The sequence below is a fragment of the Coprobacter fastidiosus genome (genome assembly GCF_030296935.1).
In the GTDB taxonomy this organism is placed as follows: domain Bacteria; phylum Bacteroidota; class Bacteroidia; order Bacteroidales; family Coprobacteraceae; genus Coprobacter; species Coprobacter fastidiosus.
Window position 1 is genome coordinate 1230868 of the sequence record NZ_AP028032.1, and the last position, 25721, is coordinate 1256588.

The 25721-nt window shown below is 38.6% G+C and carries 15 protein-coding genes and 1 pseudogene; 7 read left to right on the top strand and 9 right to left on the bottom strand.

The features are described from left to right. Genes QUE35_RS04965 through rsxA form a run of 6 tightly spaced genes read left to right on the top strand, consistent with a single transcriptional unit; the run spans position 1 to position 5025 of the window. Positions 1-855 (top strand): Fe-S cluster domain-containing protein, encoded by an 855-nt coding sequence (locus tag QUE35_RS04965; RefSeq protein WP_022602783.1) that lies wholly within the window; start codon positions 1-3, stop codon positions 853-855. A gap of 59 nt (positions 856-914) precedes the next feature. Continuing rightward, positions 915-2252, top strand: a complete 1338-nt coding sequence (gene rsxC, locus QUE35_RS04970) for an electron transport complex subunit RsxC (RefSeq protein WP_022602782.1) — start codon at positions 915-917, stop codon at positions 2250-2252. A gap of 21 nt (positions 2253-2273) precedes the next feature. Then, on the top strand, positions 2274-3224 hold the full coding sequence (locus tag QUE35_RS04975; protein WP_009316480.1) for an RnfABCDGE type electron transport complex subunit D: 951 nt from the start codon (positions 2274-2276) through the stop codon (positions 3222-3224). Then, positions 3217-3840 (top strand): RnfABCDGE type electron transport complex subunit G, encoded by a 624-nt coding sequence (locus QUE35_RS04980; RefSeq protein WP_022602779.1) that lies wholly within the window; start codon positions 3217-3219, stop codon positions 3838-3840. Before QUE35_RS04975 ends, QUE35_RS04980 begins: the two co-directional genes overlap by 8 nt. A gap of 15 nt (positions 3841-3855) precedes the next feature. Next, positions 3856-4440, top strand: coding sequence for an RnfABCDGE type electron transport complex subunit E (locus QUE35_RS04985; RefSeq protein WP_031258912.1), 585 nt, complete (start codon positions 3856-3858; stop codon positions 4438-4440). A 6-nt stretch (positions 4441-4446) separates the two neighbouring features. Further along, a complete protein-coding gene (gene rsxA, locus QUE35_RS04990) occupies positions 4447-5025 on the top strand; it encodes an electron transport complex subunit RsxA (protein ID WP_031258911.1) in 579 nt (192 codons plus the stop codon). Between the two features lie 78 nt (positions 5026-5103). Here the strand turns inward: rsxA and QUE35_RS04995 are convergent, their stop codons facing one another. The 6 genes and pseudogenes from QUE35_RS04995 to QUE35_RS05020 form a co-directional block, all read right to left on the bottom strand. Then, complete coding sequence (locus tag QUE35_RS04995) at positions 5104-6255, bottom strand: cytochrome d ubiquinol oxidase subunit II (RefSeq protein WP_022602775.1); 1152 nt, start codon at positions 6253-6255, stop codon at positions 5104-5106. Between the two features lie 6 nt (positions 6256-6261). Then, positions 6262-7819, bottom strand: a pseudogene (locus QUE35_RS05000) (cytochrome ubiquinol oxidase subunit I). Between the two features lie 27 nt (positions 7820-7846). Then, entirely contained in the window at positions 7847-8089 is a 243-nt protein-coding gene (locus QUE35_RS05005) for a DUF4492 domain-containing protein (RefSeq protein WP_022602772.1), read from the bottom strand. A gap of 156 nt (positions 8090-8245) precedes the next feature. Next, a complete protein-coding gene (locus QUE35_RS05010; RefSeq protein ID WP_009316473.1) occupies positions 8246-8752 on the bottom strand; it encodes a ferritin-like domain-containing protein in 507 nt (168 codons plus the stop codon). A gap of 134 nt (positions 8753-8886) precedes the next feature. Beyond that, entirely contained in the window at positions 8887-12003 is a 3117-nt protein-coding gene (locus QUE35_RS05015; RefSeq protein WP_286262761.1) for a glycoside hydrolase, read from the bottom strand. Positions 12004-12036: 33 nt separating this feature from the next. After that, the gene (locus tag QUE35_RS05020; protein ID WP_286262762.1) at positions 12037-15144 is read right to left on the bottom strand and encodes a glycoside hydrolase; all 3108 of its coding nucleotides are present in this window, start codon (positions 15142-15144) and stop codon (positions 12037-12039) included. 674 nt (positions 15145-15818) lie between these two features. Between QUE35_RS05020 and QUE35_RS05025 the strand changes: the two genes are divergently transcribed. Next, positions 15819-19886 carry a hybrid sensor histidine kinase/response regulator transcription factor gene (locus tag QUE35_RS05025; protein ID WP_022601849.1) on the top strand — a complete coding sequence of 1356 codons (4068 nt, stop codon included), beginning with the start codon at positions 15819-15821 and terminating at the stop codon, positions 19884-19886. Positions 19887-19951: 65 nt separating this feature from the next. Here the strand turns inward: QUE35_RS05025 and QUE35_RS05030 are convergent, their stop codons facing one another. The 3 genes from QUE35_RS05030 to QUE35_RS05040 form a co-directional block, all read right to left on the bottom strand. Further along, positions 19952-22795 carry a hypothetical protein gene (locus QUE35_RS05030; protein ID WP_022601850.1) on the bottom strand — a complete coding sequence of 948 codons (2844 nt, stop codon included), beginning with the start codon at positions 22793-22795 and terminating at the stop codon, positions 19952-19954. A 37-nt stretch (positions 22796-22832) separates the two neighbouring features. Then, a complete protein-coding gene (locus QUE35_RS05035) occupies positions 22833-24833 on the bottom strand; it encodes a carboxypeptidase-like regulatory domain-containing protein (RefSeq protein ID WP_022601851.1) in 2001 nt (666 codons plus the stop codon). 62 nt (positions 24834-24895) lie between these two features. Beyond that, positions 24896-25447: a DUF3575 domain-containing protein gene (locus QUE35_RS05040; RefSeq protein ID WP_022390132.1), complete on the bottom strand. Its 552-nt coding sequence runs from the start codon at positions 25445-25447 to the stop codon at positions 24896-24898. Positions 25448-25721 lie beyond the last annotated feature (274 nt).

Sequence of the window (25721 nt, forward strand, 5' to 3'; positions counted from 1 at the left end):
ATGAATTTAGTATTAATTGCGACTTTTTCACTTGGAGCAATCGGGGCAATAAGTGCTGTTATCCTGTATTTTGTCGCACAAAAATTTAAGGTGTACGAAGATCCTCGAAACGGACAAGTAGAAGAGGTGCTTCCGGGAGCTAACTGCGGAGGATGCGGATACCCCGGATGTAAAGGTTTCGCTGATGCTTGCGTCAAAGCTGAGTCATTGGACGAACTTCTATGCCCCGTAGGGGGTACTCCCGTTATGGCCAAAGTTGCTGCAATTTTAGGTAAAGAAGTAATCGAAAGTACTCCCAAAGTCGCTGTAATCCGTTGTAACGGCACTTGTAACAACAGAGTGAAAACGAATATTTACGATGGGGCTAAAAGTTGTGCTATCGAAGCTGCTCTTTATGGAGGCGACACCGGATGTTCTTTCGGATGCTTGGGAAACGGAGATTGTGTAAAAGCCTGCGCTTTTGGGGCTATACATATGAACCCTGAAACCGGGCTACCCGAAATCGATGACGAAAAATGTACAGGATGCGGTGCATGTGTAAAAGCGTGCCCTAAAATGATTATCGAACTGAGGAAAAAAGGGCCTAAATCACGCCGTATATTTGTCAGTTGCATGAACAAAGACAAAGGTGGTATAGCACGAAAAGCCTGTACTGCCGCATGTATAGGCTGCGGGAAATGTGCTAAAGAATGCCCATTCGACGCGATTACTGTAGAAAATAATCTCGCATATATAGATGATAACAAATGCCGTTTATGCCGTAAATGCGAAGCCGTATGTCCCACCGGGGCAATTCATACAATAAACTTTCCTCTCCGAAAACCGGCAGAAACTACGGTAACTGCCGAAACATAAACCTGAAAATAACCATTACGAATTATCAAATCAGAATCCAATTATAAACATAATTATATATGTTAAAATCATTTCGGATAGGTGGAATACATCCACCGGAAAATAAATTATCTGCCGGAAAAAACATACAAACGGCAACTCTTCCCAAACAAGCTGTAATTCTTTTAGGACAACATATAGGAGCTCCGGCTCAAGTTGTCGTAAACAAAGGTGATTCGGTAAAAGTGGGAACGTTATTGGCAAAAGCCGGAGGTTTTGTTTCCGCTAATATTCACTCTTCTGTTTCCGGAACAGTAGCAAAAATAGATCAGATTACCGATACGTCAGGTTACAAACGCCCGGCAATATTTATTGATGTTGAAGGTGATGAATGGGAAGAAAGTATCGACCGTAGCAAAGCTCTGAAAAAAGAGTGTGCTCTTAGCGAAAAAGAAATAATACAACGAATCAGTGATTGCGGTATCGTAGGACTTGGAGGAGCAACATTTCCTACTCAAGTAAAACTGTCTCCGCCTCCGGGGATGAAAGCATCGATACTGATTATAAATGCCGTAGAATGTGAACCTTATCTCACTTCAGATCATCAATTGATGATGGAAAAAACCGAAGAGATTCTCGTCGGAATCATGATATTGAAAAAAGCGGTTGGAGTAGAACATGCGGTAATCGGAATAGAAAATAATAAAAAAGACGCTATATCCAAGATGCAAAGTCTGGTGTCTTCATATTCCGGAATTACAATTTGTCCACTAAAAGTAAGATACCCGCAAGGAGGTGAAAAACAACTAATTGATGCTATTATCCACCGTCAAGTTCCAAGTGGCGGATTGCCTATCTCTACCGGAGCTGTAGTACAAAACGTAGGAACGGCATTTGCAGTATATGAAGCGATACAAAAGAATAAACCGCTATTCGAACGTATAGTAACCGTAACAGGGAAATCGTTAAAATCTCCGTCTAATTTTCTAGTACGAATAGGAACTCCTATCGGACAACTAATCGATGCTGCCGGAGGATTGCCTGACGACACCGAAAAAATCGTATCCGGAGGTCCTATGATGGGGAAAGCGGTAGTATCGACAGATATACCGACAACAAAAGGCTGTTCCGGTATTCTCCTGATTCAAAATCGAGAAGCCGAAAGAAAAGAAATGTATCCATGTATTCGATGCGCAAAATGTGTAGCTGTATGCCCGATGGGACTCGAACCTAATCTTTTAGCGAAATTATCGGACTTTTCCGATTGGGAAAAATCGGAAAAAGAACATGTCATGGATTGCATCGAATGCGGTTCATGTAGCTACACATGTCCGGCACACCGTCCCTTACTCGATTTTATTCGTTTAGGCAAAAGTAAAGTCGGAAATATTATCCGTAACCGGGTTGTCAAAAAATAACAAAAAGAAATTCTTTAATTTATGGATAAAAAATTTATAATATCACCTTCACCGCATATTCATAGCGGAAATTCTGTAGAAGGATGTATGTACGGCGTTCTGATTGCTTTGATCCCGGCATTTCTTGTAGCACTCTATTTTTTCGGGTTAGGAGCATTGATCGTAACTGTTACATCGGTATTGGCATGTGTCTTATTCGAATACCTGATTCAAAAATACATTTTAAAAGGAAAAGTAACTATTTCTAACGGATCAGCAATTCTTACCGGGGTCTTATTAGCATTCAATGTCCCCTCAAACCTTCCGGTATGGATCATTATCATAGGAGCATTGGTCGCTATCGGGATCGGGAAAATGTCGTTCGGAGGATTGGGAAACAATATTTTCAATCCGGCATTAGTAGGGAGGGTATTTCTATTGATTTCTTTTCCCGTACAAATGACAACATGGCCAAAACCGGAAGCATTCAACTCACATTATCTGGATGCGACAACAGGTGCGACACCTCTTAGTATGTTAAAACAAGGTATGCCGATAGAAAACACAACTTTAGATTTATTACTCGGAAACGTCGGAGGTAGTCTCGGTGAAATCGGGGCAATCGCCCTACTTTTAGGTTTTGCCTATATGTTATGGAAAAAAATCATTACATGGCACATTCCGGTGTCAATATTGGCAACCGTCGCAATTTTCTCTCTTTTAATAGGCATAGATCCTCTGACCCAACTTCTTACCGGAGGGCTGTTGTTAGGATCGATATTCATGGCTACCGATTATGTTACATCACCGATGTCTCACAAAGGAATGATTATTTATGGCGTTGCCATCGGTCTCTTGACAATCATTATCCGCCAATGGGCTGCCTATCCTGAAGGAATGTCGTTCGCTATATTGATTATGAACGCTTTCACACCGTTAATTAATATGTATGTCAAACCTAAACGTTTCGGGGAGGTCGTAAAACATGGCTAAAACAGAATCTACATTTTTAAATATGCTTGTCGTCTTGACGGTCACCACTCTAATTGTCGGAGCAGCATTGGGATATGTGTACAACATCACCAAAAAACCTATTGCCGAAGCAGAACAGAAACAGCAAATAGAAGCCATACAAATGGTAGCTCCGGAATTTGACAATTCACCGATCAAGGATAAATATTCACTGAAAATCGGAGCAGACAGTTTGGAAGTTACCGTTTTCCCGGCAAAAAAAGGAGGACAAAAAGTCGGTGCGGCAGTAGAAGCAATCACAAAAAAGGGTTTTGGAGGAGAAATAAAAATCATGGTAGGATTTAATGCAGACGGTTCAATACGTAATTATAGAGTTTTGAAACATGCAGAGACTCCGGGATTAGGTTCTAAAATGGATGAGTGGTTTCGAACAGACAAAAACAATCAAAATATTTTAGGTAAGAACCCGGCAACCGACCGTCTGACAGTAAGTAAAGATGGCGGAAGTGTAGATGCCATCACTGCTGCAACTATTAGTTCAAGAGCATTTCTGGATGCCATACAAACAGCTTATAATGCTTATATGAATCGTACCGATGCTCAAAGCGGTGCATCATATAAAGCGCATACCAAATAAACAGGAGATGATATTATGAATAAAATGAGTATCATACTAAACGGAGTTATTAAAGAGAATCCGACATTTGTCCTATTATTGGGGATGTGTCCTACTTTGGGAACGACCTCATCCGCAGAAAACGGAATGGGAATGGGACTGGCGACAACATTTGTTCTGATTTGTTCGAACGTAGCTATATCTTTAGTAAAAAACTTTATTCCCGATAAAATCCGTATTCCGGCATTTATTGTGATAATCGCAGCTTTCGTTACTATTTTAGAAATGTGCATGAAAGCTTATGTACCGGCACTATACGCAAGTCTCGGATTGTTTATTCCTCTAATTGTAGTAAACTGTATTGTCTTAGGTCGCGCCGAATCTTTTGCGGCAAAACACAACGCATTCGATTCGATGCTCGACGGTGTAGGTATCGGTTTGGGATTTACCGGAGCACTGACTCTTTTAGGTGCTGTACGGGAGTTTTTAGGTACAGGAAAAATATTCAGCGTTACAATCTTCCCCGAACAATACGGAGCTTTAGTCTTCGTTCTTGCTCCGGGAGCTTTCATCGTGCTGGGATATCTCATTCTCATTGTTAACAAACTTAAAACCAAATAAGAGATGATTACCTATATATCTATATTCATTACCGCCATATTCGTCAATAATATCGTATTGGCTCAATTTTTAGGGATATGCCCTTTTTTGGGGGTTTCTAAAAAGGTCAGTACTGCAATCGGAATGGGGGCTGCCGTAACATTTGTAATGACAATTGCAACAATCGTCACATACTTGTTGCAAAAATATCTGCTGGATGCTGCCGGACTGCAATTTATGCAAACCATAATTTTTATTTTAGTAATAGCGGCATTGGTACAAATGGTAGAAATCATTCTGAAAAAAGTATCACCTCCACTCTATCAGGCATTAGGAGTCTTTCTTCCTTTGATTACTACCAACTGTGCTATTCTGGGAGTTGCTATTTTGGTAATACAAAAAGATTATAATCTGATGGAATCTGTCGTATTTGCCATTTCGACAGCTATCGGCTTTACATTAGCAATGGTTTTATTCGCCGGCATTCGGGAACAATTGAGTACGACTAAAGTTCCTAAAGCCATGCAAGGAATTCCTATCGCTTTAGTAGTCGCAGGACTTTTAGCTATGGCTTTCATGGGATTTTCGGGTATAAAAATCGGATAAATACTTGTTATTAGAAAAACGGAATCGCCGAAAACCATTTAGTTTTCGGCGATTCCGTTTTTCTAATACAACAAACTTCTAATAGGTATGTTCCCCACTTTCCATCTCCTGTTCGGTAATAGGCTTTTTGTCCATAGCTCTCCACGCATAGACAATATAAGCTAAAACAAAAGGAACTAAGAAAGAGACGACAGTCATTACTTCTAAGGTAAAGAGACTCGATGAACTGTTATAAATCGTCAGAGAACTTTGCAAATCAACAGCAGAAGAATAATACGGAGTATTATTATAACCTGCCAAGAAGAATAGGCTCAAAACGACTAACACTGTCCCAATACCGCTATACCAAATACCGCAAATCCATGTCTTGGAAAATGCTGCTCGTATAATTGCATACAATACCGACACGACACCAATCAGAAACATAACCGCAACCCAAGGCATCTCTATCAAATTAAAGAAATATTTATATTTTCTCACAAACACTTCTCCATTTACAGGATTCAGTTCATAACCGTCGGCTGTAAGCGTTGCACCGACAAATATAAGGAACAACACGACAAAAGGAACTGCATTAATCAATACTTGCCGACGGGCACGATTAAAGATCGTTTCGTCCGCAATATTATTCATAAAATAAAGCGAGGCCTGAACTCTTGCCAAAAAGAAAACAGTCACTCCTAACAAAAGATTACGCCAATCGGCTATCGCTTCTAATCCATGATACGGATTTACCCACGTAGAAATTACAGGCTGATATATATCCATTAGATTTTCTTTATCAACTTTGAAATCAGCTCCGCTGAAAAAAGTACCGACAGCAACTCCTAATAAAATGATTCCGACAACACCGTTAATCAATAAAAATATATCATACACTTTCGTTCCCAAAAGATTCCCTTTACGAGAACGATATTCGTAAGAAACAGCTTGTATGATAAAACTAAAAAGAATAGCCATCCATAACCAATATGCTCCTCCGAAACTCGTAGAATAAAATAATGGGAATGATGCAAAAAAAGCCCCTCCGAACACCACCAAAGTCGTAAACGTAAACTCCCATTTCCTACCTAAAGAATTAACGAGCATAGTTTTCTCTATCGGCTTCTTGGCAATAGTCGTCAGTAAAGTCTGCCCACCCTGCACAAAAAGTAAGAACACCAACAACGCCCCTAACAGCGAAATAATAAACCACCAATAATGCTGGTAAAAAAATTCATTCAGTTCCATAATCTTCTATTTTTGAACAGGTCCTTTTTTTATTTGTTTCAACATAATCCCGATCTCGGCAACAAGCAATACCGTAAAAAGAACGGCAAACATCCAAAATGTCGTCTGTACTGCAGATGTCTGAATTTTCGATACTGCAGCAAACGTCGGCATAATATCCTGTATCACCCAAGGCTGGCGTCCCATCTCCGCAACAATCCATCCCGACTCCAGACAGATATATCCCAAAGGAAGAGATAAGAGAGAGATCCATAATACCCATTTAGCTTTATCTAACTTATCTTTAGAGATATAAGCCAATATCAATAGAAAAAGCGCAATGAAGAAGAATGCTAATGTAATCATGATCATGAAACGAATAGAAAACAAAAGGAACATGTGGTATCAATTGTTCCATATCAGTCACATACCCATATCCGAAATCAGAATAATTTTCTTCCAATCGTTTTCCCGCTTCTTCCATGGCTGCTTTATCTCCAGCTTTTTGAGCTACTTTATAATCAGACAATGCCTTAATAGCCAATTTCCCTCTTTCGATACGTTCTTGCGCAGAAGGGGCGATAATCACTTCTCCCTTTGCATTTTTCATCTCATACCCACCATCGATAATATCATTAATTCCCGGTACAAAACCGTCAATATGGCGAGTAGCAAGGAAAGACAAAAGTCCGGGAATTTTCACCTCGAATAAAAACGGATCGATATTGTCCGTATAACTCTTTTTTTCAGGATTAAGAATGCCGAAAGCGACCAATCCCTGTCTATTTTCTCCATGATATACCCCTTCCATAGCTGCAAGTTTCATCGGTTGTTTTTCTGCAACCTGATACGCTGATCCATCTCCGGTATAAGCAACAACAATCATTCCTATAAGCCCGACCCATGAAGCGACTTTCATACTTTTGACAGCCATAAAACGTTCTCTATTCTTTAATAAATACCAAGCACTAATACTGACAACGAATATAGCCCCGAATACCCAACCTGCAGATACGGTATGAAAAAACTTATTGATTGCAACCGGTGATAATACGACATCTGCAAAACTATCCATTTCATTGCGGACGGTATCAGGATTAAATTTCATTCCTGCCGGATACTGCATCCAAGCATTGGCCACCAATATCCACAAAGCCGAAATCGTAGCACCCAAAGTTGTCAACCAAGTAGCAGCCAAATGCATGCCTTTGCTCACCTTATTCCATCCGAAGAACATAATTGCAATAAAAGTCGATTCCATAAAAAAGGCCATAATTCCCTCAATAGCCAACGGAGCTCCGAATATATCACCGACAAACCAACTATAATTAGACCAATTCGTTCCGAACTGAAACTCCAAAATAATACCGGTTGCAACGCCAATGGCAAAATTTATTCCGAATAGAGTCATCCAGAATTTTGTCATTTGTTTCCACCGTTCATCTCCAGAACGATAATAAATCGTCTCCATAATCCCGACAATAACTCCCAGCCCCAACGTCAACGGAACAAAAAGCCAATGATACATGGCCGTCAAAGCAAACTGCGCCCTCGACCAATCCACAACAGAAAATAGATCATTCATAACTCAGACGTTTATAATTTATAGTATTTATCTACTTTCAGGAACAGGAAACGTAAGTTCCATACCTACATGCTCGGCCCGCTCCTCATCAGTATTGAAATTTGCATTTAAAATATTAGGGAAAAAAAATAGTTTCAGTACGAAAAACATAATAAATAATTTAATCAGAATAATCGTCCATAAGGTCTTGCCCAAAGTCATATTTCTGAATCCGTCTACATAAAATCGAAATATACGAACAAATACATTTTTATTATTTATCAAGGTCATTCTCTATTCGGTATTAGAAAGCTTACGAATACAAACTTAAAAACTATTTTTCATATTTATAAAATAAATCAGGATTTTTATCTGCAAACAATATCAAAAAGACTCTGCCCGATCACTCAGACAAAGTCTTTTCTTCATCAAAAACACCCCAACATATTAAGCTTTGCAAACTTCTTGGCGGAAAATACGCATATCTTCCAACCATGACTCAATATCTTCTTCATGCTCCAATTCTTCTGCAAGAATATGAGTAGCGATATTGAAAGTCGTAAAATCTTTTCCATTAGTGAAATTAGCGATATCTTCGTATCTCTGAATAGCACATCTTTCTGATCCGAGATTTTGTTTCAATATAGCCTCAATATTAGGATCTACCGGAGGAAGATATTTACAATGAGCTAATTTAAACCATTCTTCAGGCGACAGAACCGGAGTACCATCCAACTGAATAATTCTGTCAATTAACAGTTTTGCATGATCAAGTTCTTCATCTGCATGTTTCAATAATTCTTTTTCAATGTCATCATGCATCGGACCTTTCATTACACGTGCTCCTACCCAATATTGATAATATGCCAACCATTCTTCTGCCAATGCCTGATTCAGAACATCGATCAAACTCTTTACATCCAATGTAAGAATTTCAACTCCTTTTTTTCCCATAATTCTATTTTTATTATGTAAATAAATGTCGATTTATTACTTAAAACAAACTATGAGATAAAATGTTTAGAATCCGGAATAATTATATGATGTCCGATAAAAAAGAAGTCCGGAATATTCCGGACTTCTATAAATCATTTTTTTATCATCTTTTGTGTTTTACAACCGTTATCTGTCTCCACTTTTACAACATACATTCCCGGTAATAAGCCAGACAAAGATAATTTACAGATTTTTTCATTTATATCCGATTGCCGGTAAACAAGTTTTCCGTAAACATCATATAAAGTGACATTTTTTATAGAACTTCCACTACTAACCGTAACTTCATCCCTAACAGGATTCGGCTGAATATGAATATCCCTATTCTTATCTTCCTCCTTTACCGTTGTAACAGAAGAAATATCTCCTGAACCCGACACAAATGTCACCACTGAAAGAGGGGGTATCTTAAACACATCGCCTTCTTTAATCTTAGGATAAGCTTTCATATTGTCACCCTCTGAAGTCACATAAGGAGTAAACTCCAAGTCTGTATTACCGGATATATTCTCTACCTTAAACGTAAACGGTCTTTTCACAGTTCTCGAATTTGTCGCAATAATTACGACTTGCTGCGTTGCTTCATTAATGTACGAAGAATACATATCGTTCTTCAACGCATCGACAACACTTAAATTATCTGACCGTTTCGCTTCCACCCGCTTCATTCCAGGACGTACGAATCGGGAATATTGTCCTAATGTGTAAAGAAGCTTTGTATCGCTAAAAAAACCATCCGTAAGATCTTTAGTCGTTTGGGCTTCGATCAGGGCGAAACGGCTTTCTCCATAATGATTGGCTGGCGCAAAAGTTGTCCACCAATGCCACCCGGTAGCATTAGCTACCACCAGATCGACATGCAGCATACGGGCAAGAGACATAGCACACTCTATCTCACGAAGATTCCCGCCATGACTACCGGGATGTCCCCAAGTATATCCATTATCCAAAAGGCTGTACTCCGACTGAAAATATTCCAAATCAGTATTTGTTGTATTCAACTTTTCGCGAAATTTGACACGGGTATTATACATCCTTTCAGCATTAGTATCATCCCAATAACTATGTGCAGATACGATATTAGAAACATTCGGCAATCCCGCTACTTTCATCGCCGACTGCTCACTTCCCCAGAATTTCGGAATTTGGGACATCGAACGACTAAGAGAACCAGCCTCTGCAAAAGTCAACTGCGTCGTCAACTGTTTTGCCGCAAACGCACTGCTCATAGCCTTTATCACATCTGCAATCTCCTGATCGGTGGCCGGCGATCCCTCCTGTTCTCCATCATTCCAAGCATATTGTGGTTCATTCATCGGACTGATATAATCGAAATGAATACCCTCCTTGTCAAAATGATCGACAACCTCTGCTGCAAACAACGCATAATCGTCGTATTTATCTTCCGCAAGAATATAATTCCATTTTTTTTCTTCATTATAAGCATACCCATGCTTCGTCATATATATAGGAGGAGAATTCATAAATCCTAAAAGGTCTTCTACGCCATATTCCAATGCCGCCTTTCTAAGAAACCAGAGCTGCCCGGTCTGTCTCTCCCATGTATAAGTTCCATCGGGATTCAAGAAACATTCGGTACGCCTACTAGGTTTTGATATTTTACTATCCTCACCTTGTTCTGCCGAACCCGAACCGATATTGAACCGCCAGCAAGAGAGGCCTATCCCTTTCGGATTTCCGTTTTCATCCAGCTCTTTACTGAACAGCAGTTCAGCTAAACGATTCTTCTTCGCTTCAGGCCAGTAACGTCCCAATAAATCCGTATCCCAAGCATCTGACGATCCGAAATTCCGTATTGTCTGATATTTATTTGAACAATTGACGGTTATTTCGACCGGAGACATAAGCGTTGATGAATAGTAATAGGCAACATCTTCGACATCCATCGCATAATCATCGACCATCAACTCATCATAAAGCCCTCCGGCACTCTCTGATGCAACAGTACTACCTAAAAACCATTTATCAAGACCTAAATTATAAGGATTTACCGCTACCTTTACAGCCGTCTGCTTACCATTTTGGTATATATACATAACACTTTCAGAATCATCTATCGCATGCACTACACTTATTGCATTCCATTTCCCGGACTCTAAAAGCTCACTGCCCACCGTCTCGGTCTTCTCCCCTTCTACGATGGTCTCCAAAACCACATAGGCTGCATCCCCGTCAACCTTTATCTTAAGGCCATAACCGTTGTTTTCATCCTTAAAAGCCCGATAAATATATTTGCCATGATCTGCATCGTCAATAGATTCTTTCTTATACAGAAAATTCAACGTCGAAGCTTCATCGGGAATGATATTATCGGAAAACTGCAACTGTCCGCCTGCTTCCAACTTTACCACCTGACCCCTCTGTGAATCCTCTTCAAATGAATATCCTGACCCCTCGATAGTGATGCGTCCGCCTTCCTCTTTCAAATCATTATCGAAAAGGAAAGTTATAGGGCCTTCCGGAAGAGGCTCCGTTATGGCTTCGCCCGCATATATTTGAGCTACCTGACTCGCACTCAACGGATAATGATAGATGTTGACATCATCTATCGATCCGGTGCTCGGGTACGGTGAACGATCGGGATTAACACCGAAATAAAGATGTGTCAGATCCAACAAAGATATAAGAGACAAGATCTTTCTCGAACCTACTTTCTTACCGTCCAGATAATAATTCCAAGAAACTCCGGCAACTACCAACGCAATATGATGCCATGTATTGTTCTTTTCTATTTGAGAGCCGTACAGCGTCTCCCAAACACCTTCATTAAAAGATTTAGCATCGCAAACAATAGCAGAAGATGACGTATTTTCATACATAGGCATCAAATAAATATTGCTGCCATTAGTGGAACTATAAAATTCAAAAATCTGTTTCCAAGCTCCATCCGAATCGAAAGAACTGCGTTTATACCAGAAAGAAAGTGACAACGTATCTCCTATGACAGGTGCAGGAGTTATTACCGCATACTGGGACTTAACCCTGTCGAATGAAAGTACCTTTCCTCGAACAGGATCATCGACGATCCTCGCCCCTTTTAACTCCATGCTCGTATTGGACAGGTTGTCCTCGGCCGTACCTTGTTCAAAATTATAGGATGCATACAATTTATAATCCGCATAATTTTGAGCCAATAGCCAACTCGGCAAAGTCAAAGCAATAAGTACTAATAACTTCTTAATATTCATATCTCCTCAAGTCATAATCTAACACATTTCAAATCATTTCTTTATCATCTTTTGTGTTTTACAACCATTATCTGTCTCCACTTTTACAACATACATTCCCGGTAATAAGCCAGACAAAGATAATTTACAGATTTTTTCATTTATATCCGATTGCCGGTAAACAAGTTTTCCGTAAACATCATATAAAGTGACATTTTTCATAGGACTTCCACTACTAACCGTAACTTCATCCCTAACAGGATTCGGCTGAATATGAATATCCCTATTCTTATCTTCCTCCTTTACCGTTGTAACAGAAGAAATATCTCCTGAACCCGACACAAATGTCACCACTGAAAGAGGGGGTATCTTAAACACATCGCCTTCTTTAATCTTAGGATAAGCTTTCATATTGTCACCCTCTGAAGTCACATAAGGAGTAAACTCCAAGTCTGTATTACCGGATATATTCTCTACCTTAAACGTAAACGGTCTTTTCACAGTTCTCGAATTTGTCGCAATAATTACGACTTGCTGCGTTGCTTCATTAATGTACGAAGAATACATATCGTTCTTCAACGCATCGACAACACTTAAATTATCTGACCGTTTCGCTTCCACCCGCTTCATTCCAGGACGTACGAATCGGGAATATTGTCCTAATGTGTAAAGAAGTTTTGTTCCGTGAATAAAGCCATCATTAAGACCTTCTACCGTCGGAGCTTCAATTAAAGCAAAGCGGCTTTCTCCGTAATGACTACCCGATTCAAAAGTTGTCCACCAATGCCACCCGGTAGCATTAGCTACCACCAGATCGACATGCAGCATACGGGCCAGGGAGATGGCACATTCTATTTCACTGAATCCCCCTTCTGAACCTGGATGCCCCCAACTGTATCCGCCGTCCAAAAGACTGTACTCCGACTGAAAATATTCGAGTGGAGGATTCACGGCATCCATAGCTTTCCTAAAATTAACGCGGGTATCATACATGCCCTGAGCATCCTGATCTGCCCAATAACTATGTGCAGATACGATATTAGAAACATTCGGCAATCCCGCTACTTTCATCGTCGGCTGTTCATTCCCCCAAAATTTCGGAATCTGAGACTCTGCACTACCAAGAAAACCGGCTTCTGCGAAAGTCAACTGTGTCGTCAACTGTTTTGCCGCAAACGCACTGCTCATAGCCTTTATCACATCTGCAATCTCCTGATCGGTAGCCGGTGATCCTTCTTGCCCTCCTGCCCAAGCATACTGTGGCTCATTCATCGGGCTGATATAATCGAAATGAATACCCTCCTTGTCAAAATGATCGACAACCTCTGCTGCAAATAACGCATAATCGTCGTATTTATCTTCCGCAAGAATATAGTTTGATCCATTATCTTTATTATAAGCATAACCGTGTTTCGTCATATATATAGGAGGAGAATTCATAAATCCTAAAAGGTCTTCTACGCCATATTCCAATGCCGCCTTTCTAAGAAACCAGAGCTGCCCGGTCTGTCTCTCCCATGTATAAGTTCCATCGGGATTCAAAAAACATTCGGTACGTTTCGAATCGCCCATTCCTGCATCATCGCCTTGCGTTGCCGAACCCGAACCGATATTGAACCGCCAGCAAGAGAGGCCCATCCCTTTCGGATTTCCGTTTTCATCCAGCTCTTTACTGAACAGCAGTTCAGCTAAACGATTCTTCTTCGCTTCAGGCCAAAGCCGCCCCAACCAATCGGCATTCCAGGCATCAGACGATCCGAAATTCCGTATTGTCTGATATTTATTTGAACAGTCGACGGTTACTTCGACCGGAGACATAAGCGTTGATGAATAGTAATAGGCAACATCTTCGACATCCATCGCATAATCATCGACCATCAACTCATCATAAAGCCCTCCGGCACTCTCTGATGCAACAGTACTACCTAAAAACCATTTATCAAGACCTAAATTATAAGGATTTACCGCTACTTTCGCTGCCGTCTGCTTACCGTTCTGATAAACGCGTATAATGATTCTGGGGGTTACCGCATGCACCACACTTATTGCATTCCATTTCCCGGACTCTAAAAGCTCACTGCCCACCGTCTCGGTCTTCTCCCCTTCTACGATGGTCTCCAAAACCACATAGGCTGCATCCCCGTCAACCTTTATCTTAAGGCCATAACCGTTGTTTTCATCCTTAAAAGCCCGATAAATATATTTGCCATGATCTGCATCGTCAATAGATTCTTTCTTATACAGAAAATTCAACGTCGAAGCTTCATCGGGAATGATATTATCGGAAAACTGCAACTGTCCGCCTGCTTCCAACTTTACCACCTGACCCCTCTGTGAATCCTCTTCAAATGAATATCCTGACCCCTCGATAGTGATGCGTCCGCCTTCCTCTTTCAAATCATTATCGAAAAGGAAAGTTATAGGGCCTTCCGGAAGAGGCTCCGTTATGGCTTCGCCCGCATATATTTGAGCTACCTGACTCGCACTCAACGGATAATGATAGATGTTGACATCATCTATCGATCCGGTGCTTGGATGCGGTGAACGATCGGGATTAACACCGAAATAAAGATGTGTCAGATCCAACAAAGATATAGGAGCTAAGATCTTTTTCGAACCAACTTTCTTACCGTCCAGATAATAATTCCAAGAAACTCCGGCAACTACCAACGCAATATGATGCCATGTATTATCCTTTTCTATTCGAGGACCATATAACGGCTCCCAAATACCATTATTGATCTTATTGGCACAGGAAACAATACCACTTGAATTATCATCATACCCGTATATCGGCATCAAATAAATATTGCTGCCATTAGTGGAACTATAAAATTCAAAAATCTGTTTCCATAGCTCATCTCCATCGAAAGAGCTGCGTTTATACCAGAAAGAAAGTGACAACGTATCTCCTATGACAGGTGCAGGCGTTATCACTGCATACTGAGACTTAACCCTGTCGAATGAAAGCACTTTTCCTCGAACAGGATCATCGACTATTCTCGCCCCTTTTAGCTCCATACTCGTATTGGACTGGTTGTCCTCAGCCGTACCTTGTTCAAAATTATAGGATGCATACAATTTATAATCCGCATAATTTTGAGCCAATAGCCAACCCGGCAAAGTCAAAGCAATAAGTATCAACAGTTTCTTTACATCCATATTTTTTATTTTTAATTACTATTTCTATAAAAACTCTCATTTACCAAATAATCGCCATTAGCGGAGACCCAAATACTTAATAATGCAATCAATCGATACAAAGACAATCGATCACCATCTAACCAAGTTAAAAATCAAGACCGATTATACAGAGAAGATACGTTCCACATAACAAACACACATTTTTTTCATGATACAAAAATTATAGTAAAACAACTTAATCGGACAACAATCACTATAATAGCAGAAACAATTTTATAGAGAATTACTGCAATCTCTATTAAAAATTTAATTATGACAAATTTATCGATTCAACGACAAAGTAACAAGACAAAAATTAAGCATTGACAGATAGCAATTCATGCATAATGTGTTTTTCTGACTTAAAAAAACGACCAACAGCGAATTCTTTTTTAAAGACAGAATATATCAAATCATTCAAATACAGATAGTAAATCATGCAAAATATTCTTATTTCATCAAAAAATAGAACGGATTAAATGATATATTCGTAAATTAGCATAGACAAAAGGAATTTTATAACGCATAGAACTTTTTCGGTTATTCTGAAAATGATTGCTTTATAACTATTCGAATTTATTTTTAAACTACATAGAAACATCACAAACGGCTTATACAGCCTTAATTACCTATTTCTAACATACATACCAATCATGAAAATTTTATTAATAAGTCTCGGTATTATTATTTCCACTTTCTTATATTCCCAAAACCATTATGTCAAACAATTGGGAATAGAACAAGGTCTATCAAACAACTATGTCGTAAATATTACTCAAGATAAAGACGGATTTTTATGGTTTGCTACCGAAGAAGGTCTAAATAAATTTGACGGCAGTCGTTTTATTAATTATTATAAACATACCAATCATCTCAGTGGGAACGAATTGAACTGTATTTATGCCGACCCCTCAGAGCCTATTATATGGATAGCTACTCAACGAGCGGGAATGAACGCTTATAATTATGAAAAAAACGAATTAACCGTATTCTCACATAACGATTCGATACCCAGCAGCCTCATTACAAACGATGTCACACACATCTCCCCTGCAAAAGACGGGAATCTATGGCTCAGTACTTACTATCGGGGAATAGAATATTTCAATAAAAATACCGGAGAGTTCGTTCATTTCAATACCAACACATTCCCCGATTTACCCTCCAATAATACTTGGACTGTATTAGAAGATGAAAACGGGAATATATATATCGGGCATGTAAAACACGGAATGAGTATTATTTCTTTGAAATCCAAAAGCATAAAGAATTTCAGACATAATCCCCAAAATAGGAACAGCATACCCGGTAACCGAGTTAATTGCATATACAAAGATAATTCGAATAACATTTGGGTAGGAACTGAAAAAGGTGCAGCCTTATTCGACCCGAAAACAGAGCAATTTTTCCCTATAAATCAATTTACAAATATACCTTCAATATCTGCTGTTTTTGATATTCGTCAAATGGATAATGACAAAATCTGGATAGCTACAGAGCTAAATGGAATTTTTATCATAGATACCAAACACCAATATTATCTATCACAAAACCAGATCAACCCCGAACATATCACAGTAGGAAGCGATAATTACAGTTTATCCAATCCGACAGTAAGATGTTTATTTCAAGACTCTTTTAAAAATGTATGGATCGGGACTTACGGAGGAGGTGTTGATTTTATCGGTCATATTCCTCCATTTTTTAGAACTTATAGTTATTCTCCGATCGAAGAGTATAAAAACAACCTCAACAACAGAATCGTACTGAGCCTATGTATTGATAAAAATAATAAATTATGGATCGGCACTGACGGCGGAGGAATTAATGTTTTTGAAAAAGGCAATCGTACAGCCATTTACACCGAAGAAAACAAAAATTTAAGCCATAATTCTGTTACAAGTGAATATTGCGATTCACAAAATAATATATGGATAGGTACATTCATGGGAGGTGTAGATGTCTATAACAACGAGAAAAATACTTTTTCCCATATCAACTTAAAAGAAGCTACGACTCATGACGCCCGTTGTTTTTATGAAGACCAGGAACACAACATGTGGATAGGGACTAGTTCCGGAATATTCATCGTCAATACTCAAACTCAAGAAAATACACATCATTATACTACAATAAATTCTCCTCTTCCTGAAAATATGATACGTAGTATTGTTCAGGATAATAAAGGTCAAATATGGGTCGGCACTTTCGGACAAGGATTGTCTGTTTTCACAAAAAATATGCATCTTATCGGTCACTTCAATGAAAATAACGGATTTTGTTCCAATTGTATAAATCATATTTTCAAAGATTCAAAAAACAGAATTTGGATAGCAACCGGAGACGGATTAGCTTGTTTTGCTGCTAACGAAAACCGAAAATATAAAGTTTATAACCGGCAAGACGGCATTCATAATGCTCACATCCGGGCAATTACCGAAGACAATGAAGGAAATATCTGGTTTAGCACCAATGCCGGCATAAGCTGTTACACGGCAGACACCGAACAATTTATAAATTACAATTATTTCGAAAAAGTCCCGATGGGTAATTTTGCCAGTGCAGCCGTAGCCAAAGACGAAAACGGAATTATTTATTTCGGATCTATAAATGGAGCTCGTTATTTTGATCCGAGCGCAGTTCTAAGCAAACGTAAAGTATCACCTATTATCATTACCGAAATAAAAGTATTTGACGGACAATCTACATATAAAGATAATAATACTATAAATTTTTATGGACAAGATAATAAAGGTATAAAATTGACTTATAAACAAAATACTTTTAATCTAACATACAGTGTACAAGATCATTCCCAAGCTAATTTAGTTGACTATGCATATCGCTTAAAAGGGTTTGATGACTCATGGTACACTGTTGATGAAAATACAGTATTATTCCGTAATATTCCTCCGGGAGAATATGAATTCCAAATAAAAGCCAGGATTCGTAACCAAGAATGGACTGAGGAAATCAATACTCTCCCGATACATATTACACCACCGATTTGGTTATCTTGGTGGGCAAAAACACTTTATCTTATTTTTGCAGGATGCATCTTTTTCTGTCTTTTCAGACTTTATAAGAAAAAAATGGATATGCAACTTTTGTATGAGTTGGAAAAGAAAAATCACGAACAAGAAGAAGAACTGAATAACGAACGGTTACGTTTCTTTACTAACATCACACACGAATTGCGCACACCGTTAACTTTAATTTTAGGCCCTTTGGAAGATTTGCAAGAAGATAAAGATCTGCTCCCGTATCAACAAAAAAAGATATCAATCATTCATAATAGTGCCATTCGACTTTTAAATTTAATCAACCAAATACTCGAATTTCGCAAAACAGAGACACAAAACAAAAAACTTTGTGTAAGTAAAGATAACCTTGCTGCATTGGTTACAGAAGTCGGTCTCAAATACAAAGAACTGAATCCTAAGAAAAATATTGAATTCAACATTGCGATCGAAAGTGATCCTCTCCCCTTATATTTCGATAAAGAGATCATAACGATAATACTCGACAATTTAATTTCAAATGCCATAAAATATACGGAGAAAGGTTATATCAACATATCTCTTTATACTATCCGAAAAAATAATACAGATTATGCAGAAATCAGAGTTTCCGATACAGGACAAGGCATTCCTTCCGAAGAGTTGCCTCATATCTTTGAAAGATATTATCAAGCCAAGAATGACCGTCAAGTATCGGGTACCGGTATAGGGTTGGCTTTAGTAAAAAATCTTGTTAAGTTACATCAAGGAGAAATACATGCAGAAAGTATTCTCGGGAAAGGTAGTAGTTTCAGATTTTCTCTTATCATAAACAATATATATCCGAATGCCCTTCATACAGACTCCAAAGAAAAAGAACAAAACAGTAACCACGATACAGAATCTGCCGAAGATAGTATGCTTAACAATAACATTTCCGGAGAAAAACCCATTTTATTAGTAGTAGAAGACAATCCCGATATATGCGAATATATATCTGAATCATTCTCCGATTCATTCGAAGTCATTACTGCAGAAGAAGGTGAGGCTGGTTATCGTATGGCAATCTCTCAAATTCCCGACATTATAGTAACAGATATTATGATGGCCGGTATGGATGGAATCACTTTTTGTAAAATCATAAAAGGGGATGTACGCACAAGCCATATTCCGGTTATAATGCTCACAGCAAAGGACTCTTTACAGAATAAAGAAGAAGGTTATCTAGCCGGTGCAGACTCGTATTTGACAAAACCTTTCAGTGCGAGTTTATTGAGAAGCCGTATTCATAATTTATTAGAATCCCGTAAAAAACTGGCTAATCAGTTCAGTAACAACCTAAACATCAATTCCGATAAAAGTATAATACTTCACGAATCTCTAAACCAACTTGATAATGAATTTATACAAAAGATCACACAAATCATCGAAGACAATCTTAAATCAGAAAAAATAGATGTTACCTACCTTGCAGATAAACTATGCATGAGCAAATCTACTCTTTACCGGAAAATAAAAGCCTTAACCGGAATCTCGACAAATGAGTATGTACGAAAGATAAAAATGCAAAATGCAGAAAAACTAATGTTGGAAGGCAGATACACGATTTCTGAAATAGCTTTTAGAGTAGGAATGAATAGTCCCGTCTATTTCAGACAATGTTTCAAAGAAGAATTCGGAATATCCCCATCAGAATATTTAAAGCATTTGAAAAGTAAATAAAATACTGAGTTTTTAGCCAGCCTAAATTTTCTTATTGGAAAATTTAGACTGGTTACTAATCGGTTCTAAAAAGAATATGTCGTACCGACCAAGAGATTAGCCGCCGCATCAAACTTTGCAGAACATTTTTTTCCATCGACTTTATCTCCGAAAAACGAACCTCTCGGTTCAACAAATATACTCAATCTACGATTTATATTGAATTTAGCTTGCATACCGACGATCGCCGTATATGTCGTTTTTGCATCTGTAACGTTAGTCGGGAAAGCAGCTCCGACTCCCACAATTCCTATCATATCAAATAATCGATCCGGATCATATCCCGAAAAACAAGAAGTCAGATTTACTAAATAATCACTACGTAAAGATAAAATTGTCATCTTATCTGCATCATACCATACCGCAGGACGGAAAGTATTTGTTCCGAAAGACAAACGAACTCCGGAAATAGAATTAAACCAATAACCCAACGACACATCTGCATTAAAAGAAAGCTTATCTTTTACTTTTCCTATACGGGAAACAACGGTATTTCCCCAAACACCTGTACCAACGCCAGCCGAAACGAACGTTGAATTATCAACCTTTTCCGTATTTAAGTATCGCTCCGACCTATTTTTAAACTTGTAGGTCAATCCCAAAAGCAAATCTCCGGCAACCACCTGATTCCTGATTCCATCAAATCGATTGAAATATGCCGAAATTTGAGGCTCTAAAAATATATCTAAAGCTGGAGTTACACGAAATGCACCCTGCAATCCGGCAGAAATTCCCGGAATAAAACGTATCTTTTTATAAGAGGAAGCTACTCCCAATCCTAACTTAGCACCTAAAATACCGCTTAACGAAAACAATCTATCCGGATTATATCCTGCAGCAAGAGTACTCAAATTCAGCATATAATCTGCATCCAAACCTCCATGTACAGTAAACTCTCCGCTTTGATCTTCAACTTGTTCTCCCGATAAAGACAAACGCCATGCCGATAAAGGAGAAAACCAACGTCCTAAAGAAATCCTGCCGATAGGTCCGACATTCATATTCCGAAACATTTCATTATTAACATAAGTAGATATTCCGCCCGAAACAGAAGCAAAATAAGAAAAGCCTTTTTCACCCTCAAACAGAGAACAACTGGTCTCCCGGTCATATCCACGGAATGTATAACCGACACCGATATTCACAGTTGGAAGGACCGTTTTATATGTCGATAATCCCGAAAGAGCATTCCGATCGGCAACCCAAAGAAGATGAGGCTCGAGAAAAAGATTCCAATGAGAAGTAACATTAAATTGCGCCTGCAAACCAGCTTCTAATGCCGGATAGACTTTTTGATTCCGGTAAAAAGCCGATGGACCGGCAGCTGCGATCAAATTAAATAATCGATCTTCTTTATATCCGGCAAAAACCGATGTTATATTAAACATATAATCAGCTCCTGCTATAATTGCATTGTAACGGGTAGCCTTTCCTGCAGGAAAAGCCGAACCGATTATCATCCCCGTACCATTAACTCTCAAACCGGAAATAGCAGTAAACCATTTTCCTAAAGATATTGTCGCTCTGGCACTTAAAGCTTGCCGAGCAGAAAGTCCCAACTTGGGTCTGGAGACTATTCTCCCTAAACCTCCGCTAAGAGCAATAAACATATTATCAGAAAACACTCTATCAGCAAATTTATCTTGGTTTTTACGGATTTCCCGTTCAACCGTATTATATATTATACCGACACTCAAAGAACCTAAAGCATCCAATTTCGACACAGTCTTCCCTCCGGCTAAGCGATTCGTATAAAATGACATACGAGGCTCAACGTAAAAGTCTATATCTTTTGTCAGGCGAAGATTTCCTTGTAAACCAATTCCTGCACCCGGAACAATCGCCGCCTTATCCGTGCTTTTCTTTGCATAAATCCCTTCTATTCCTGCAACCCCGACAACTTCAAATAAACGATTCCGGTTGTATCCCCCGAAAGCCGTATTGAAATTCAACAAATAATCAGCTCTCAGTCCAACAGTCTTTAATCGATAATGCACTCCGTTCACAGGAGCTTTCCAATCTGAGAAACCTCCATCTGCTGAAAAACGAATTCCGGAAACCGGAGTTATCCATCCTCCTATTGCAACTTGCGCAGATGGGCCAAAAAAGTCGAAAACGCCATTAGAAAACATTTGTCTCGAAATCAATGCACGAGTACCTACCCCTCCGGATATAAACATATTATTTCGGAAAGGACGAAAAAATGCTGTCGTAACACGTTTCTCGACAGGGATCATCTTATATGAAACCCCAAGCATTACAGATCCGAAAAGATCATATTTACGCCATGAAGACCTATCATCAATATTATCTCGATAGATTGACAACTCCGGCTCGATAAACAAATCTACCAAAGGTGATAAATTGAACTTACCTTGAAACCCGCCACTTAGTCCCCACACATGGCGATAACTTGCATGACGAAACGCATTATGGTAACTAATACCCAAAATACCGACCAGTTCAAATAATCGATCCGGATTATATCGATTGGCAAATGCGCTCAAATTCATAAGATAATCCCAATTAACGCCGATAATTCCAGCTTTATTCCCAGTAAATCCATTATTAACAGACATATAACTGGCATCTAATCCTACACGAGAACCTATAACCGGAGTAAACCATTTGCCAACATAAAAAGAAGCCAAAGGACCGACATATATACCGGAAGCTTCACGACTCAGCTTCATATTAGCCCCTAAACCTCCTGATATGAACATATGGTCAGAAAAACGTCCGGACTCGAACTTCTCGGCTTTACGTCGCTTCTGCAAAGTATAATCCAATCCATTAATCTGAGCTTGAGTAAATCCTGATACAAAAAACAGACTCAGAACAAACAACCAGAAATATCTCGATGATGACATAGCAATATTACTTTCAATCTTTTATTTACGTTCTTTATCACAATAAATCCATCACATCCGCATCCACTTTGGCCACATCTCTTAAGGACGGATCTAATTCAAAAGCCTTTTCTATGTGATTGATCGCATCCATTACTTTATCTAACCGATTGGCCGCTATTGCCTTAACATACTCTGATCGGGCTGTTTCAGGTAAATTCTGAGCCTTTTCCCAAGCCTCGTCATTACGTTTCAATGCTAATAACAACACCACCTCGTTAATGCCACCTTCTTGTCCGAAAGTTGCCAGTGCTTCTTCATAATTGCCGTTTAACGCACGAGTTACAGACTTTAAATATTCCGAAGAAACTCCGTCTGGAATCAAAGAAACGACAGAATCAGCTTTTTCATATTTCCAATTGCTCAACAATGCTACAGCCTGATTGGTTAAGACCTCTTCAGGAGCATCTTTACTAATAAATGATTCTAAAATAGAATCATCGGGTCTACCTTGATTTATATAAAGAGCCGAAAGATTATTCGCCGCTAACATAAATTTAGGATAAACTTCAAGAGCTTGTTTATAAATCGTTTCTTTCTCTTCATCCGACTCAGCGATTTCAAACATCCGCCAAAATTCATGACGTGACAACTGCTTATAATCTTTAAGATAAAGTTCTTTGATCTCTGCATCTGTGAGAAAACGATATATCGAATAATCAAAATTATACTCTACCCGTCTCATTAAAGGCAAATAGTGCGGTACGATTACACTTCTATAATAAGGGAGTCTGATTATTGCCCGCCATTGTTTATCCGGACTATCGGGATATTTATTTACGATATTTTGTAAATCTTGAGCCTGCCCGAAAAGAGAATCTCGTCTCATCATTTCGATTGCAGTCTGCCAAGTTTCAACCTTCGAACCTGTCTGAATTTTCAAAAAATCCAGAGTCTCTTTATTCAAATGCGATAAAATACGATTTACCGCCAAATCCATACGTTTTTTAGCCAAAACAAGGTTTTTATCATGAGGCCCTTCCGGAGAAGAAACACCCAAGATAGAAAAAGTCTGCAATTTTGCATCCGGATTAGTTTCTATAGAAGACAACCGTTCCCTCAATTTTGCCAATTCCGATGCATTTTTCGGATCTCTATCATTGATATCCGCCTTACCAGGTAAAAAGGAAAGTTCTACTTCCCCTCTGTCATTACGCAACTGTAATTCGGGTTTCGGGAAATAGCGTTCATCCGTAATGTCCTTCGCTTTCAATTTATATTCAAAAAAACGTAAAGGATTAACAAGTCCCCGAGCTATCTGAAAACTATCCGTAAATAAAATCCGGTTATAATTTTCAAGAGACAATCGAATATCGGCACGAAAATCTTCTTTAAGATTTTCGATATAGGCAGAATCATGGTATGCAACCAATTCTCCGTTCTTAGTCATTTCACTCTTACGTATATAAGGCTCTAAAGGATCGTTTTTCAGATCAAACTCATACATACGTTCCTGCGTAAGCGTATATTCTCGCCCATCTGTCACTACAGGTTTTAACAAAACACCCTTTTTATGAGTAATATTATATAATGTCGGTTGAACGATAAGTCGGGTATTGCTGGAGAACATCTCCGCAGGTACTTTAAAACGAGTTCTTAAATGAAAATAATTTCCGACAACCTCGATCTCGGAAGGCTCGAAAATAACCTTATTCTTAATTTTTGCAACGACCGAAACTTCTTGTATTTTTACCGCAGTAGAAACCAAAACAACATCAATTATCTGGCGTCCTTTTACCTTTATATCTTGCCCGTCATATCCAAGGCATGTAAAATTCAAAATGCCATTTACCGGTACAATAACAGAATACTTACCATCTTCATCCGTCAAACCGACCACCTTTTTCGTTTCTTTATTTATAATAGTAACCCCCGCCAAACGCTCTTCATTATTGCCCCTGACAACTCCTGCCACACGTAAATTTTGAGCAATAATATCAACTCCCGAAAGTAGGAAGATCAAAGCAGATAAAAAACATATCTGTATAAAACTTTTCATCGTGTACACTTAATTATATTTTACCACAAATACACTGTATTATCAACACAAAATATATAAAATCAGCGCAGTATATAAACAAAAGAGAGAGCTAACTTCACAGGGACAAGCGCCCATCCCCTATCATTGACAGATAAAGGTCGAGGTTCTGTATTAGGATATTTATATTGACGGTAACGAAGAGCTCCTATCCCTACCGATGCTTCAAAATTCCAATGTTTATTGATCACTACTGCATAACCGTATGTCACACCTGCAGCGACAGCGTCTCCGTAATAGTATTTACGTTTCAGCAATGCATCGTAACTGGTATAAAAAGCTGTAGCTCCTAAATAGTGCCGGGACATAGGTCTACCGAACCAATACCTTAATTCAGGTTGTACTAAAACATGCTTCAAATCTAAAGATGAACCGGGAAACCAAACGTTAAATGAAGCTGAAAGATCTAACGATAAATGATTACTTAATACAAATTCAGCACCTAAATTCGGAGAAACAGTCGCCCATTGTACTAAATTGGTCTTCAACGCCAATTTTTGTGCATATCCATTGATTGAAAACAAACAAAGTAAAATAAAACAAATTTTACGGCAATGTACAATTTTCGCTTTCAAAGAAATAAATTTAAATAAAGAATTTCACACCTAAAACTATACACACGACAATAAATTATCTTTTTATTTTAGTAACTTATTGTCAAAAAATCATGGCAAAAATACATAAATAAAATTGATTAACAATCTAAAAGCGATTTTTAGTACACAAAAATTATATTTAAAATATAATTCTATAAAACACAAAAACAGTATTTATCAATAATCGCTTTCACCCGTTTACAGCCTAAGAGCTATTTTTATATTTGATTTAATCCTGTCGCAATTCGGCAAA

Excerpts from the sequence above, each read along its gene's own strand:
- QUE35_RS04965 (WP_022602783.1), top strand. The coding sequence starts at position 1 with ATGAATTTAGTATTAATTGCGACTTTTTCACTTGGAGCAATCGGGGCA.
- rsxC (WP_022602782.1), top strand. The coding sequence starts at position 915 with ATGTTAAAATCATTTCGGATAGGTGGAATACATCCACCGGAAAATAAA.
- QUE35_RS04975 (WP_009316480.1), top strand. The coding sequence starts at position 2,274 with ATGGATAAAAAATTTATAATATCACCTTCACCGCATATTCATAGCGGA.
- QUE35_RS04980 (WP_022602779.1), top strand. The coding sequence starts at position 3,217 with ATGGCTAAAACAGAATCTACATTTTTAAATATGCTTGTCGTCTTGACG.
- QUE35_RS04985 (WP_031258912.1), top strand. The coding sequence starts at position 3,856 with ATGAATAAAATGAGTATCATACTAAACGGAGTTATTAAAGAGAATCCG.
- QUE35_RS04995 (WP_022602775.1), bottom strand. The coding sequence starts at position 6,255 with ATGGAACTGAATGAATTTTTTTACCAGCATTATTGGTGGTTTATTATT.
- QUE35_RS05005 (WP_022602772.1), bottom strand. The coding sequence starts at position 8,089 with ATGACCTTGATAAATAATAAAAATGTATTTGTTCGTATATTTCGATTT.
- QUE35_RS05010 (WP_009316473.1), bottom strand. The coding sequence starts at position 8,752 with ATGGGAAAAAAAGGAGTTGAAATTCTTACATTGGATGTAAAGAGTTTG.
- QUE35_RS05015 (WP_286262761.1), bottom strand. The coding sequence starts at position 12,003 with ATGAATATTAAGAAGTTATTAGTACTTATTGCTTTGACTTTGCCGAGT.
- QUE35_RS05020 (WP_286262762.1), bottom strand. The coding sequence starts at position 15,144 with ATGGATGTAAAGAAACTGTTGATACTTATTGCTTTGACTTTGCCGGGT.
- QUE35_RS05025 (WP_022601849.1), top strand. The coding sequence starts at position 15,819 with ATGAAAATTTTATTAATAAGTCTCGGTATTATTATTTCCACTTTCTTA.
- QUE35_RS05030 (WP_022601850.1), bottom strand. The coding sequence starts at position 22,795 with ATGTCATCATCGAGATATTTCTGGTTGTTTGTTCTGAGTCTGTTTTTT.
- QUE35_RS05035 (WP_022601851.1), bottom strand. The coding sequence starts at position 24,833 with ATGAAAAGTTTTATACAGATATGTTTTTTATCTGCTTTGATCTTCCTA.